This is a genomic window from Arsukibacterium sp. (genome assembly GCF_018402695.1).
Lineage (GTDB): Bacteria > Pseudomonadota > Gammaproteobacteria > Enterobacterales > Alteromonadaceae > Alishewanella.
In genome coordinates, this window is record NZ_JAGYIM010000020.1 from 1 (window position 1) to 15,192 (window position 15,192).

Sequence of the window (15,192 nt, forward strand, 5' to 3'; positions counted from 1 at the left end):
CGCCAAAGCTGTGCGACGGTACCGGTAAAGCGCAGGCGGATTGGATCGGTCGCCATGCCCTGATTACCATGCTTGCTGGCAATAAAGCCCGACAAGGCCGCGCCAACCGAGCGGTCGGTGTTGCGAATGGGTAAGCTTAACTGACCGCCGGTTTTGTGCAGCACCATTTGCTCGCAGCGCTCAAGTAACAGCTGGTTAAGTGCGCCCGGGTCAAACGGCGTGTTGTTTTTCACGCAGTAAAGCGGTTTATCAGATGTTACGCCGCTCGCCTGCAAAATAGGGGTTAAATCCAGTTTGGCTTGTTTCTGGGTTTCACTGGCTTTGGCGGTTAGTAAATCGGTGCGGCCAATTAACTGAGTCAGCTCAGTTACCCCCAGCTCTGCCATTAGCTCGCGTACTTCCAGCGCTAAAAATTTAAAGTAATTCATCACCATTTCCGGCAGGCCGGTAAAGTGATCGCGGCGCAGGGTTTCATCCTGCGTAGCCACGCCGGTAGCACAGTTATTTAAATGGCAAATTCGCAGGAATTTACAGCCCAGTGCCACCATAGGGCCGGTGCCAAAACCAAAGCTCTCGGCACCTAAAATAGCCGCTTTCACTACATCGAGGCCGGTTTTTAAGCCGCCATCTACCTGTAAGCGCACCCGGTCACGCAGGCCGTTTTCAACTAAGGCCTGGTGCACTTCGGCCAGGCCCAGCTCCCAAGGGCTGCCGGCATATTTAACTGAGGTTAGCGGGCTGGCACCGGTGCCACCGTCATAACCCGATACGGTAATTAAATCGGCATAGGCTTTCGCCACCCCGGTAGCGATGGTGCCGATACCCGGCTCCGATACCAGTTTTACCGAAATTAATGCCTTCGGGTTAACCTGCTTTAAATCGAAAATCAGCTGGGCTAAATCTTCAATCGAGTAAATATCATGGTGCGGCGGTGGCGAAATTAACGTTACCCCAGGTACTGAATAACGCAGCCGGGCTATTTCAGCAGTGACCTTTTCGCCCGGCAGCTGGCCGCCTTCACCGGGTTTGGCGCCCTGGGCGACTTTGATTTGAATAACCTCAGCATTAACTAAGTAATGCGGGGTTACCCCAAAGCGACCGGAGGCCACCTGTTTAATTTTTGAGTTTTTCTCAGTGCCAAAGCGCCGTGGATCTTCACCGCCCTCACCGGAATTCGAGCGCCCGCCTAAACGGTTCATCGCGATGGCCAGCGCCTCGTGGGCTTCCGGGCTTAACGCACCAATCGACATGGCTGCGCTGTCAAAGCGTGGGTATAAGTTTTCGGCTGCTTCCACTTCAGCTAAGGCAACGCCGTCAGTATCATTAGCCAGTTGCAGTAAGTCGCGCAAATGGGCTACCGGCCGCTGGTTAACGTGGTTACTGTACACCCGGTAGTCTTCGTACTTGCCGGAACGCACCGCTTGTTGCAGGCTGGTGACCACGTCCGGGTTGTAGGCATGGTATTCACCATCGTGCACGTATTTTAATAAGCCACCGTGGTTCATTGGCTTGCGTTTTAACCAGGCCATATTGGCCAGTTGCTGCACGTCCTGCTCAAAGTCAATAAAGCTGGCACCACCAATCCGCGAGGCAACATCGGCAAAGCACAACTGCATCACATCTTTATTAATACCTACTGCCTCAAACAGGTTAGAGCAGCGGTAACTGGCCACAGTGGAAATGCCCATTTTCGACATAATTTTGTAAAGGCCTTTGTTAATGCCTTTGCGGTAGTTCAGTACGGCCTGACGGGCACTTAAGTTAATGGTACCTTTTTCGACCAGTTGCTCGACCGTTTCATAGGCTAAAAACGGGTAAATTCCGGTAGCGCCCAGGCCAATTAACACCGCGAAGTGGTGCGAGTCGCGGGCACTGGCGGTTTCAATAATGATGTTGGAATCGCAGCGCAGCTGGGCATTGACCAGCGCAAGTTGCACCGCACCGACTGCCATCGCCGCCGGAATAGGAATAAGGCCCTGCTCAATCCGCCGGTCGGTCAGGATCACCAGTACCACTTTGTCATCGCGCACAGCGGTTACCACCGCGTCGCACAACGCCCGGGTGGCTTGCTCTAACGTGTGTTGCTGCGGGTTAAAATTTAACGAAAATACCTGGTTTTTATAGTATTTTTCGTCAGCCTGGCGCAGCTGTTTTAAGTCGGAATACATCATTACCGGCGATTCAAACTGAATACGGCGGGCGTAACCGGCGGTTTCTTTAAACACGTTATGCTCGCGGCCGATGCTGGTCGCCAGTGACATCACATGGGCTTCACGCAACGGGTCGATAGGCGGGTTCGTCACCTGGGCAAATTGCTGGCGGAAGTAATCAAACAAAGTACGGGGCTTGCGCGACAATACAGCCATCGGCGTATCGTCACCCATCGAGCCAACGGCTTCCTGGCCATCTTTGGCCAGTACCGTCATTACCTGTTCAATTTCTTCATAGCTGTAGTTAAACAGCTTGTGATACACCTGCATGGTGTCATCGTCAAATACCCGCTTACCAATCAGATCAGTTTCGTACTTTTCATAAGGTACCAGCCGCTGCACGTTGTCATTCAGCCAGCTACGATAGGTATGGCGGGCCATTAAATCGTTATCAATTTCATCCGAGCGCCAGATCTGGCCGGTGGTGGTATCGACCGCCAGCATTTCGCCGGGGCCCACCCGGCCTTTTTCCACGACTTCATCCGGGGTGTAATCCCAAATGCCGACTTCTGAGGCCAGGGTAATTAATTTATCGCGGGTAATAACAAAGCGGGCAGGGCGCAGGCCGTTGCGATCCAGGTTACAAGCGACATGCTGGCCGTTGGTCATGACAATGCCGGCCGGGCCGTCCCACGGCTCCATATGCATTGAGTTAAATTCGTAGAAGGCTTTTAAGTTATCATCCATTACCCGGTTGCCCTGCCAGGCGGGTGGCACTAACAACCGCATGGCGCGGAATAAATCCATGCCACCGGCTAACAGCAGCTCTAACTGATTGTCCAGCGAGCTGGAGTCAGAGCCGGTCTGGGCAACAAAAGGTGCTGCGTCCTGTAAGTCGGGTAATAACGGCGAGGCAAATTTATACTGGCGGGCGCGGGCCCACTGGCGGTTGCCCGTAATGGTATTAATTTCACCGTTATGGGCCAGGTAGCGAAATGGCTGGGCTAATGGCCAGCGTGGCATAGTATTGGTGGAAAAGCGCTGGTGGAAGACGCAGATGGCAGTTTCCATCCGGATATCGGCTAAATCAGTGTAATAGCGCGGTAAGTCGGCCGGCATCATCAGGCCTTTAAATACCGTTACTAATGACGAGAAGCTGGGAATGTAAAAATCAGCATCGGCGCTTAGCTGTTGCTCGACTCTGCGGCGAACCATGTACAGGCGGCGCTCTAAATCATGATCGCCCCAGCCGTGCGGGGCATTAACAAATACCTGCTCAATTTGCGGCATGGATTCCAGCGCCAGCGGGCCTAATACGCTGCTGTCGGTGGGCACGCTGCGCCAGGTCACCAGGCTTAAGGTTTCGCGGGCGATTTCTTTATTGATAATCGCCTTGGCTGCGGCCGCTTTTTCCGGATCCTGGCTTAGGAAGATCATGCCGACGCCGTATTTTTTCGCCAGATTCCAACCGTTTTCTTCGGCAATCGCCCGGAAAAAACTGTCGGGCTTTTGCATTAATAAACCACAGCCATCGCCGGTTTTGCCGTCGGCCGAAATACCGCCGCGGTGCTGCATCCGATCTAAGCCATTAATGGCGGTTCTGACAATCCGGTGGCTGGCCGCACCTTCTATATGTGCTATCAGGCCAAAACCACAATTTTCCCGTGCCTGACTATGCTGATACAACGCCATGACTTACCTCCAAACTTGCCTTGCAAATATATAATTATTTAATAAATATGAATTATTATTCTATTTTTATGGTTTTTTGCTTGTGAAAGAAAATAACGAGTGTTCTTTCAGTGCCTAATGCGTTGTAGTGTATTTGCTCTAATATATCGGTGTGCCTAAACACTGCGAGCTGAAAAGGTATACTAAGAAAAAGCTGAAAAAGCAAGTGAAGTTTAACCATCTGGCCGTCTATTTAAAGCTGGAGCTGGCATGCTTAAAATGAAAATAAATTACATGAATTGGCGTTATTTCCGCCATCTATAACAGGTTGGCATAAAAAAAAGCTGCCGTAGCAGCTTTTCTGGTTCAGATTAAAGCAAGGCGTTGCAAATATTTATGCTAAACGCTGCTGTTGGCTTAGGTTACTTCTCAAACATGCCTTTGACTGTGGCTTTGCCCGCTACGATTAACTGCTTACCCATAGCAAATACCTGGTTTATTGCCAAATCATCACGGTTAAGCAAAACCAGATCGGCGTCCAGGCCAATGGCCAGCCGGCCTTTCTGGCTAAGTCCCAGCACCGCTGCCGGCGCCTGGCTGATAGCACAGATGGCGTCACTGATACTGACCTTATGGTGCAAGATGGCATCGCGCGCCGATTGATAAAGTGTGCTGACCTGGCCAACCTGTAACCCAAGCAATTCACCCGAGTCATTATAAATAGGCAAACTGGCATTACCGTCTGAGCTTAGGGTAAGTTGCAGTGGGCTGATACCTTCCTGCAGCGCCTCAGCCAGCGCCGCCGCCGCCGCGACTTCACCATGCTCAAGATCGTATGCAGTGGTGCTGGTGGTGAAGTCAATTACCCCACCTTGGCCGGCAAACTCCAGCCCGGCCTGAAATACCGCGCGGTTGCGGTTCATATGGGTCGGGTAAAACTGCTTTAAGCTAAGTTCGGTGCCGGCAACAGCCTCGTAAATAGGCTGCAAAATGCGCTCACCCGCACCCATATGCACACTGACAATACCGCCTTTGCCGGCCAGAATACCGCCCACTCTGGCGGCGGAGGCCACTTTTCGGATCTCATCGGTAGTGGGTTGTGACGAGCGATGATCGCTGATAGCAATTTCACCAACACCAATAAATTTATCAATCAGAATTAAATCGTCGGTAATGCTGCCGGTCAGGGTACGACATGGCACCTGATAAGAGCCGGTATGACAATAGGTCGTAATGCCTTCTATTTGCAAAGCATGGGCTTTCGCCAGCAGGTTAGTCAGGGTACGGGTGGTCGCATCAGTACCCAACACACCAATAGCCGTGGTAACACCGCCGAGGGTAGCATCGGTTAATTGCATTTCCGGGGTGCGGGTGGCAAAGCCGCCTTCACCACCACCGCCAATAAAGTGCACCAGCGAGTCAACAAAGCCCGGTACGGCAATACTGTTGCTGCCGTCAATCACCGTCAGCGGTAAATCAGTGCCGCCAGTGTTGAATTGCTGACCCATGGCAATAATTTTGCCGCCAGCCATAACGATGTCCTGTCTGCCGAGTGGTGCTGGACCATAGACCTCAACATTTTTTATCAGATAAATTGTGTTCAAAATAACCTCGTTACTGATAGCCGATAGCAACCGCAACCAGCATAAAGAAGCTAGCCAGGGCAAACAGCCACAGTTGTAATTTCCAGACGAACTTCAGCCAGATGGTCCAGTCTACCCGAACCACGCCCAGGCAGCCGATAAGTGCGGCAGAAGTAGGAATAATGCAGTTAGTCAGGCCATCACCCAGCTGAAACGCCAGTACCGCAATTTGCCGGCTTAACCCCACCATATCAGCCAGCGGCGCGATTAACGGCATTGTCAGCGCTGCCTGGCCAGAACCCGATGCCACAAAGAAATTAAATACCGATTGAATAACCAGCATTAACCAGGCAGATAAATAGGCAGGTAAGTCGCCCAGCGCCTGACCGGAGTAGTACAGCAGAGTATTTAATACAGAAGGCGTTTGAGGGTTGTCACCACCGAGCAGCAGCACGATGCCTTTGGCCATACCGACAATCAGCGCTGCCGGCAGTAGTTCACTGGCACCCTGTTTAAAGCCCTCAGCCGCCTCGTTTACTCTGAGTCGTTTGCCGATGACGGCAATAATGGCGATAACAATACCAATGGTAAAAAACTGGCTGGCAATTTCCGGAATGTAATACTGGCGAACGGTTACTCCCCAGATTATCCAGATTAAACCAGCAAAAAACGCCAGTAAGATCACGCTATCGATGGTGCTGTAGCTATTAACCGCCTGCTGCTGTTGCTGGCTGCGTAATTGCTGATCGCTGGTAAAGCTTAGTGAGCTTGCTGGGTCACGCTTAATTCTGGCGGCGTAGCGCATGGTAAAAATAACCCCGAACAGGGTAAATACCAGCCACATTACTAAGCGCAGATCAGCACCGGACAGCAGTGGGATCTCAGCAATGCCCTGCGCAATCGCCACATTAAACGGGTTCATCCAACTGGTGGCAAAGCCAATCTGGGTGGCAATGTAGGTAACCAGCACTGTGGTAATCGCATCGTAGCCCAGCGCCAGCATTAACGGCAGCAGCACAATGCAAAAGGCAATAGCCTCTTCACCCATACCAAAAATGGCGCCGCCCAATGAAAATAAGACAAACAACAACGGAATAAATAAAAACTCCAGTTGCTTGGTTTTCTCTATTAACGCCAGAATGCCGTTATGAATAGCTCCGGTTTTCATAATAATGCCAAAAGCACCACCGGTAAGCAGGATAAAGGCGATAACGCCGACTGCAGATCCCCATTTATTGCCCGAGACCATGCCTTCGAAAGCATAGTTTAAAAAGCCGACACCGCCGCCTTCGGCAAACAGCGGCACACCGGCGCTGCTGTCTGTTGCCAGGGTAAAGCTGCTGGGGTCAATCCGGCTTTTGGTTTTTACCGCATTGTCGGTTTCGGTGGCCACTTCGATAATGTCGAATGACCCTGCCGGAATAAGGTGGGATGCCAGGGCCGCCAGAATCATCACAAAAAACAGGATGACAAAGGCGTCCGGCATCGACACCGGTTGTTTTGCTTGGTTAGCCATAGTGTAAGCCTTGTGGTAGCTATCGGTGATTGGCGGGCGAGAGCGTTATATTCTCGCCCGCCTCTTTGCTAATTAAAAGAAATAGCTAAAGGATACACGATAGTTGCGGCCAAAGGCGTTGTGGTTAATTGAGTCGAAACCACGACTGCTGCCATACACGGCTGGCGGGTCACGATCCAGCAGGTTATCGATACTGAAATTAAGCGAGGCGTGCTCAAAATCATAACCAATATTGGCGCGCAGGGTGGTCCAGGATGACACATCACGATTGCCATCGGCGTCAATCAGGCCCAATTCGTCCAGTTCGTCCAGGTTACGGCTGCGTAAACGGGCGGTATCGTCCTGATAGGATGACGTGTAAAGTGCAGTCAGGCCAACAAACAGGGCTTCGCCGCTCCACGAAATGCGGGCACTACCGATATTTTCCGGGTAACGGAAAGTACCCATTAATGCCTCAACTTCATCTGAGCCTGCTTTATTGCGCTCAAACTCCAGATAATGGGTCCAGTCTAAATCCAGCCCTAAGCGGCCACCGGCCAAATCGAGGGTATGACTGAAGCTGGCATCAATGCCGCTGACATCCTGGCGGCCCACGTTATCCAGCTGGATGACATGGTCACGGAATAATGGCAATTCAGCAAAGCGTGGATTATCGTATTCAACCCAGGCATCGAGAATTTCTGCCATGTTTGCACCGTCGTCTTCAACGGTAAGGCCCGCTAAGTCGGTAACATCACACAGCGCCGGATCGTAAGAGATCCCGAGTTCGCCATCGGGCACCAGGCCACAATGACGCACACTGGCGTCGGCAGCCGTGCGGGCCAGCATCGCTGTCATATCGGTATCAACCAGCTTTTTATGTTCAAACTGCCAGTAGTCAACGGTTAGCGTGGTGTCCTGGGTCGGGCTCCAGCCAAAACCGACACTGACCGACTCGGAGGTTTCAGCTTGCAGGGCAGCGTTGCCCAGTTCCAGTACATTCGGGCTACTGGTAAAACCGGCACCTTCGCAGTACAGGTCAGAAACGGTTTGGTTGGCACTACAATCGAACGTTGCGGTGGTGGTTCTGAGTTTTACCCCGGCCTGGGTCAGCGACGGTGCCCGGAACGACGTGGCCCAGGAACCGCGCACAACCAGGCTATCCAATGGCCGCCAGGTGATACCGACTTTGGGGTTAAAGGTACTGCCAAAATCGTCATAGTGGTCATAACGGCCGGCCAGTTGCAGCTCAATGGTGTCGGTCAGCGGCGCATAAATTTCAGCAAAAGCGGCCATCTGGGTGCGGTCGGCAGCAGACAGGCTGGAACCAAAGCCAAATACGTCTACCAGATACCCATTGGCAGCACTGGCCTGGGCATTAGCAGATGGCGTATCGGTTATTTCTTCTTTACGCAGCTCCAGACCAAAAGCTGAGCGCACCATTTGGTCGTTAAATTCAAATAAATCGCCGCTGAAGCGGGCATCCCAACCAAAAACCGTGCTGACACCGTCGCGGGTCGGAACTTCCTGCGCCAGTGCAAGCAGGGCTTCATTAGCTGCGTCGTTGGCTAAAAACGGGTTATAGACGCCGGCTAAGCCTGCACCGCTGCTACAATTTAAGGTATCGGTATCGCTGTTGTAACTGGCAATGCTGCCGTCCTGACAAAGCTCGCCGGCAATGGCGGCGTGATACTTATAACGGTTATAAATACCGGCAATGGCTTTTTGCTCGGATTCAGAGCGGGACAGCAACACGGCAGTTTCCCAGTCCCAGTTTTCTGTGCTGCCAGCGATACTGCTGACCAGCCGGAATGAATCGCTGGTAACTTCCACTGTTCTGGGGGTGTTAAAGCGGGCATCAAACCGGAAGCCCCACAAACTCTGGCCTGCTTCGCTGGTAAAAGGATCGATATAAATTTGATCCAGTAAGTCGTCGCGCACGGCGTCAGGGAACACATCCAGTGCGGTTTCCTGCACCCATGGGCCTTCTTCATCACTTACCTGGTTAATAGGGGCCGGGCTGGACGAAGAAACAGACGAGGTGTGGCTGTAGAAGAAGTCAGTATTCCATACCAGATCATTGCCAAGTTCTTTGCGGAAATTAAAACCGGCAGAAGCACTTTCAAACGGGCTTTCTAATACATCGTCTTCATTTGGATAATAAGCGCAAATCTGCTCACCCAGTTCAGTTGTCACCAACTCACTGGTACAGGCCGGGCTGGCGATTTCATTGCCATCAACGGCTGACCAGTAGTAAATATTTGGCACACCCTTGGGTAAATATGAGTAGTTACTGACTAAGCTTGGGTTGCGGGTGAATTCACGATCCTGAGCGGTGTAACCTTTGCGATCATAGATATCGGCAAACAAGGTTAAATTACCGCCGGCCAGTTCAGTACCAAGCAGGATGTTAGCGTTTATCCGGCCTTCGTCAGAAGAGGCGGTGCTGTTGCCATAAGATAAATTTACCTCAGCACCCTCGTAGTCAGTTTTCAGAATATAGTTAATAACGCCGGCAACGGCGTCTGCACCATAGATGGCTGACGCCCCTGTCGCCAGTACTTCAACCCGTTCAATGGCTGCCAGTGGAATACTGTTTACGTCAACGAAGTTCTGGGTACCTGCTGCAAAAGACGAAGCGGCAATGCGCCGGCCATTAACCAGCGTCAGGGTTGACGATGGGCCCAGGCCCCGCAATGAAGCGGCAGCCTGACCGGCCGGCGTAGAAGTTGACGTGGCGCCGCTTTCAGAGGTAGAGAAAGTACCACTGCCGCCGCGCACCTGGCCTAAGTCTCTTAACAGATCATAAATTGAGCTGGCACCGGAGTTTTTAATATCCTCAGCAGAGATAACCACTAACGGTTGGGTGCCTTCCAGATCCACCCCTTTGATCCGTGAACCAGTCACTTCAATTCGCTCAACTTTTTGTTCTTCTTTCGCTGTTTCCTGTTGTGCATAGCTAAAAGGAGACGCGAGTAAGCTGCCAGCAATAGCCAGCGCCAGCGGGTTTAATTTACGCATAATTACACCTGTGTTTAAATTGGGTACGCGATCAGCTAAGGATCGGGCACGCCTTTATTTGCTTTATTTTTGCTTTAATGGGTTTGTTCAAACAGAGAACCTCAGGTCAACCGCAGTTGCCTGATAAGTTTCTATTCGTTAAACCACTCGGAAAGGTAGTAGGACGAATAGTGATATGAGCCGAGCATTAGTGCTTTCTTTAACATATCGCTACTTTAAATAGTAAGTTATCAGATATAAATTTGATTTTTTGCTGTAGGACCATGTCGAAAACATCACCAACAGCAATCTTATTTCTACTTCTAATTGGCAAAGATGTCAATACAGGATAATCTACAACCACTAAATATAGGGTTAGCGCCTGGCGCATTATCAGTAGTCTACAGGCTGTGATTGCCTGAAAAACAATAAGAAAGAGCCGATGAAAAAAATAACTGCTTGTTTATCCGCCATTTTAGTGGCAATGCCGGTTTTTACTCTTAGTGCCAATGATGAAAATAAAACCATGCCTGAATACTCGATGTTATTAATGGGCGGTGGTCTGGCGACTTGCAGCTCAACCAGCAGCCGGCACTGCGTTAGTGATGAGATATTTTCTGCTGCGGCCAAAAAGCATAGCCAGTTTCAATTAAGTACCGAGCACCTGCAAGCAATTAACAGCGCCGGCTTCTGGTCTGATGACCGGATAATAGAACAGCAGCAAACATTGGCCGTGCTGGAGTTTTTGCGCGGCCAGTTAGGTAATGATACGGTCTCAGAACGCGAACTGCTGAGATTATGGCGTAGCGCTGAGATAGAGGTCGACGGTATCTGGGTATCGGGCCGTAATGTGTATGCGGGCTTAAGCAGCCGTGAGTTGAGCTTTGTGCTCGATCAGCTGGAAGTTCCGGTAACGAATAGTAATGGCGCCAGTCGCAATAACCCGCGAAGCAGAGAGTTTGCCGATTTAGCCAATACCAAAAATAGTTTTACCGTAGAGTTGCATCAGAAGTTTGTGGCGATGGCGCAACAAGTGGCGGGTGATAAGCGTAAACCGCGGATCCTGGTGGTTACCGCCTCATCGCGCGATCCCTTTGCTGCGGTCGATTTCTATACCAATTTGTTTGCTGAGGCTGGCGCTGATGTCAGCTGGCTGCCAATTAGTGCTGCTTATCAGGCCGCCTGGCAGACGGGTGATAAAAACAGCTGTGCGGAGCTGGATAAACATCTAGCCGAGCAACACGGCAGTTATCAACGGCAACGGGTTTATCCTGACTTAATGGCGCAGAAAACAGATTTTTGTCAGGCTGGCAGTAAAGCTGCGGTAGCGCAAATCCGCCGCTCTGATGGTATTTTCTTTAATGGTGGCGATCAAAGTTTAACCTTGCGGGCATTGCGGCTAGAGGATGGTTCGGCATCAGCGGAGTTGCAGCAAATTGAGCGAATGCTGGAAGCGGGACAAATTGTGGTGGCGGGCACCAGCGCAGGAACTGCGGTAATGTCTGGTGGCAGCTTTAACGGTCAGCGCACCCCTATGATTACCAACGGCGATAGTTTCAATGCCATGCAATTTGGTGCCTTTGATTTACCAGCGCCGGCAGTTGGCTGTGATAAAGATCAGAGTTGCAGCAACGGCCTGGCCGAAAACCACCTGACATACAATGGTGGTGGCGGCCTTGGATTGTTTCGTTGGGGCGTGCTCGATACTCACTTTTCAGAGCGGGGTCGCCAGGGCCGGTTAATTCGCTTGCTACACGATACACAAAGCCGTTTTGGCTTTGGGATTGACGAAAATACCGGACTACTGGTTGGTTTTGGCCGAGCGGAGGCAGAACCCGATGTCCGGATGGCCGTAATGGGTGAAGCCGGCGTTTATGTGGTTGATATGAATAGTGCAAATAGCAGCGGTGAAGGCAGCGCGTTAAATCTGCGCAACGTTGTGACTCATTATCTGACCCGGGGTGATGAAATGGAGCTGAATGCTAACCAGCTACGCAGCCGCTTTGCTGACTGGAAATTTGCCCCAAATAATCTGGCCCAGCCTTTACTGACTTCCGGTGATATATTTGAGCGTGACAACTATAAACAGTTAACTCATTTACTGTGTATGACCCAGGCTCGCCAGGCGGAGGGTCGTGCAGTTAAAGTCGGGCAGGGCTATGCTGTGACCGTGTACAAAGATCATAGCTCTTATACTCGTCAGGGTAGTTTCAGACAGCAGGGTGAAGAGATAGCATACTGTTCATATCGGAATATGATGGTTGACCTGCAACCTGCTAATTAAGGTGGTTTTAGCTAAAAACCGCGTAAAGGGTAGCGCATAATGCAAAGTCCGGTGCACCCAAAGGTAAAAGCTTTTGCTGCATTGATTAAACGCTGGGGCAAGTTACGCCTGGGTTTAGTGCTTTGGCTAAGCTCGCTGGCGTTGCTGGTGCTGGCACATTACACCTATGCCGCATTATTTGCGGTGGTGGTTGACTGGTTAATGCTGCAAGCCCAGCTGACCCTTGCTATGTTGGTCAGCCCCGTCATTATTCTGATTGTTTTCTATTTAGTGCTGCACCTTGATGCGGCCTTACTCTACCTGAAAGACTCTGCCCATCAGGAGCGCCTGCTGAACCAGAATATGCAGGATAGTATCCGCCAGCTTAATTTTGAGATAGAAGAGCGGAAAAAAGCCTTTCAGGCGAAACGACGTGCCGTTGATGAACTACGCAAAGAAATCTCGGAACGTAAAAAGACCCAGCAAGAACTGGAAGAGCAGAGTTTACTTATCCGCTCTATTGTTGACAGCTCGCCAGACTTATTTTATTACCGCGATGAAAATGGCCATCTGGCAAGCTGTAATAAAATGTTTGAAATTATTATGGGCAAATCAGCGCAGGAGTTAATTGGCTTTCATCCTGCTGAGCTTTATACCGAAGACAGCGCCCAGGCGGCTATTTTAACTGAATATGAGGCCGCGGCTGAGCACACCGAACTGACGTTGGATGTCGAGTTTGTAAAACCTGATGGTCAGCTACTCTGGTTTGAAATGCGTAAAGTACCCTTCTATGATGGTCAGGGTCGTTACATCGGCTTGCTGGGATTTGGTCGTGATATTACCTCGCGTAAATTAGCAGAACAGGCGCTGGAAAAAGCCTATCAGGACAAAGGCAAGTTTATCGCGACGTTAAGCCACGAGCTGCGAACCCCGTTGAATGGCATTGTTGGTTTAAGCCGCCGGCTGCTGGACAGTACTTTAGGTCCAGAACAACACAGCTGGGCTAATACTATCTTCAGCAGTGCCGAAACGCTTGGTAATATTTTCAATGATATTATTGATTTAGATAAGATTGACCGCCAGGATTTAGACATTGTCTATCAAAGCATTCATATTCAGAGCTTTTTAAATGATATTGCTAATTTTGCTGAGCTGATTTGTCAGCAAAAGGGCCTGGGCTTTGATATTAACAGCCAGGGGGATTTAGATTGCTACCTGAAACTGGATGCAACCCGGCTGCGCCAGGTACTTTGGAATTTGTTAAATAACGCAGTGAAATTCACAGCTCAGGGGCAAATAACCCTCGACTGCGTGCTGACAACAACGGCGACAGGCCCTGCTGAGTTATGTTTGAAGTGATAGATACCGGTATTGGCATAGCTAGTGCTGAGCAGGAACGTATTTTTGATATGTACTATAAGTCAACCGATGGTCGCCGGTTAAGTATTGTTGGCTCGGGAATTGGCTTATCGGTATCGCGGGCACTGGTTGAGGCGATGGGCGGCAGTATTTCATTAAGCAGCGAGCCGGGACAGGGCAGTTGTTTTAGTGTGAAGTTGCCAACCGAGCAGGTCGCTGCGCCAAGCATCAGCACCATAAGTTGTCCAGAGCTTACCGTTTTACTGATTGAAGACGTGCCACTTAATGCCGAAATAGCCACAGCCTTGCTGGAACAGCGCGGTCATACGGTTATTCATGCTGAAACGGGTGAAGACGCCATTGCGCTGCTGGAAACGGAAGATGATATCGATCTGGTGTTGCTGGATATGCAGTTGCCGGATATGAATGGCGATCAGATTGCCCGTTATATGCGCAGTGAAAGCCACTTGCAGAACATCCCGATAGTGGTGCTTAGTGCCAATGTCAGAAAAGCCGAAGAACAACTAACCGACGTTCAGGTTGATGGTGCGCTGGCAAAACCGATTAATACCAATAAACTGGACCAGATGCTGGCCCGGTTGTTTTCACCCAGTGCCTTAAAGTTGCAACAGCTTAGCCCGGTTGAACCCGACAACAATGATAATCAGATCCTTGATCTGGCTACCCTGCAAGACTATATGCAGTCATTGGGGCCTGATGCAATGAAACGCAGCGCCCAGTTGTTTGCTCAGTTATTGCCAGGCTACATAAACAAAATGATTGAAGCGGCGGTACAGCAGCATCCGCAGGATTTCAGAGAGTCTGCCCATAAGCTTAAAGGCGCAGCGGCGTCGGTAGGCTTACTCTGGGTGCAACAGCAGGCGAAAAGTTTGAGCAGGAAGCAACGAACTGGAAAGGGCTGGAACGGTAATTAGTTGATTACCACTTAAAAGCAGAGCAGCACCTGGCTGCTCTGTATGAGTTTATTGAAGCTGAATTAACTGAGCTCCACTGCTGCAGGCTGTTAAATAGCTTACTTGTCTAATCTTGCCTACAAACCGATAACCTTCACCATGAATAGTGCTGATTAACTCAGGGCTGTCGATATCTGACTCAAAGTGCTTGCGGATGCGGCGAATATGTTACGTCTACGGTGCGGTCGTTCGGGCGTAAGTCACGGCCAGTCATATGACGGATTAATTGCTCGCGGGTAAAAATTTTACCTGGAGTGTCCAGCATTAAACGTAAAGCACGGTATTCGCCTTTAGGTGAAGCGACGCGCACACCCTTTGGTGATGTCAGGTTGCGGCTGTTTTCATCCAGCGTCCAGCCGTTAAATTTAACAATGCTTTTGTGCTCTTCAACCACAGGCTGGGCAACAGTGCGCCCCAGCAGGTTGCGGGCACGGATAGTCAGTTCACGTGGGTTAAATGGCTTGGTCAGGTAATCATCGGCACCAATTTCCAGTCCCAGAATACGGTCTACTTCACTATCACGACCAGTCAGGAAAATAAGACCAATATTCTCTTTCTGACGTAGCTCACGAGCCAGGATCAGACCATTTTTACCAGGTAAATTAATGTCCATAACCACCAGGTTTACCGGATTTTGTTCCAGCTTTTGATACATCTCTTCGCCGTTAACTGCTTCGATGACATCATAGCCTTCACC

Annotated in this window: 9 protein-coding genes; 3 read left to right on the forward strand and 6 right to left on the reverse strand. The window is 50.5% G+C overall.

Annotated elements, in window-relative coordinates; genetic code table 11:
* The 4 genes from gltB to KG631_RS14440 form a co-directional block, all read right to left on the reverse strand.
* Window positions 1-3,842: glutamate synthase large subunit (gene gltB, locus KG631_RS14425; RefSeq protein ID WP_214000398.1), on the reverse strand; the 3,842-nt coding region annotated here is incomplete at its 3' end.
* 401 nt (window positions 3,843-4,243) lie between these two features.
* Entirely contained in the window at window positions 4,244-5,461 is a 1,218-nt protein-coding gene (iadA, locus tag KG631_RS14430; RefSeq protein WP_365869146.1) for a beta-aspartyl-peptidase, read from the reverse strand.
* On the reverse strand, window positions 5,436-6,920 hold the full coding sequence (gene yfcC, locus KG631_RS14435) for a putative basic amino acid antiporter YfcC (RefSeq protein ID WP_214000400.1): 1,485 nt from the start codon (window positions 6,918-6,920) through the stop codon (window positions 5,436-5,438). The genes iadA and yfcC overlap by 26 nt, the downstream gene beginning before the upstream one ends.
* Before the next feature lie 72 nt (window positions 6,921-6,992).
* On the reverse strand, window positions 6,993-9,920 hold the full coding sequence (locus KG631_RS14440; RefSeq protein WP_214000401.1) for a TonB-dependent receptor: 2,928 nt from the start codon (window positions 9,918-9,920) through the stop codon (window positions 6,993-6,995).
* 421 nt (window positions 9,921-10,341) lie between these two features.
* Between KG631_RS14440 and KG631_RS14445 the strand changes: the two genes are divergently transcribed.
* Genes KG631_RS14445 through KG631_RS18980 form a run of 3 tightly spaced genes read left to right on the forward strand, consistent with a single transcriptional unit; the run spans window position 10,342 to window position 14,456 of the window.
* Window positions 10,342-12,183, forward strand: a complete 1,842-nt coding sequence (locus KG631_RS14445) for a cyanophycinase (protein WP_214000402.1) — start codon at window positions 10,342-10,344, stop codon at window positions 12,181-12,183.
* A gap of 39 nt (window positions 12,184-12,222) precedes the next feature.
* Window positions 12,223-13,521, forward strand: a complete 1,299-nt coding sequence (locus tag KG631_RS18975) for a PAS domain S-box protein (protein ID WP_301003862.1) — start codon at window positions 12,223-12,225, stop codon at window positions 13,519-13,521.
* A complete protein-coding gene (locus tag KG631_RS18980) occupies window positions 13,509-14,456 on the forward strand; it encodes a response regulator (RefSeq protein WP_301003863.1) in 948 nt (315 codons plus the stop codon). Before KG631_RS18975 ends, KG631_RS18980 begins: the two co-directional genes overlap by 13 nt.
* A gap of 48 nt (window positions 14,457-14,504) precedes the next feature.
* Here KG631_RS18980 and KG631_RS19265 read toward each other — a convergent pair whose 3' ends face one another.
* On the reverse strand, window positions 14,505-14,660 hold the full coding sequence (locus KG631_RS19265) for a hypothetical protein (RefSeq protein ID WP_365869148.1): 156 nt from the start codon (window positions 14,658-14,660) through the stop codon (window positions 14,505-14,507).
* Window positions 14,635-15,192: response regulator (locus KG631_RS14455; RefSeq protein ID WP_301003864.1), on the reverse strand; the 558-nt coding region annotated here is incomplete at its 5' end. The genes KG631_RS19265 and KG631_RS14455, both read right to left, overlap by 26 nt.

Bases quoted from the DNA above. Each gene is read 5' to 3' on its own strand.
- KG631_RS14440 (WP_214000401.1), bottom strand. From the start codon at position 9,920: ATGCGTAAATTAAACCCGCTGGCGCTGGCTATTGCTGGCAGCTTACTC.
- KG631_RS14445 (WP_214000402.1), top strand. From the start codon at position 10,342: ATGAAAAAAATAACTGCTTGTTTATCCGCCATTTTAGTGGCAATGCCG.
- yfcC (WP_214000400.1), bottom strand. From the start codon at position 6,920: ATGGCTAACCAAGCAAAACAACCGGTGTCGATGCCGGACGCCTTTGTC.
- KG631_RS18980 (WP_301003863.1), top strand. From the start codon at position 13,509: ATGTTTGAAGTGATAGATACCGGTATTGGCATAGCTAGTGCTGAGCAG.
- KG631_RS18975 (WP_301003862.1), top strand. From the start codon at position 12,223: ATGCAAAGTCCGGTGCACCCAAAGGTAAAAGCTTTTGCTGCATTGATT.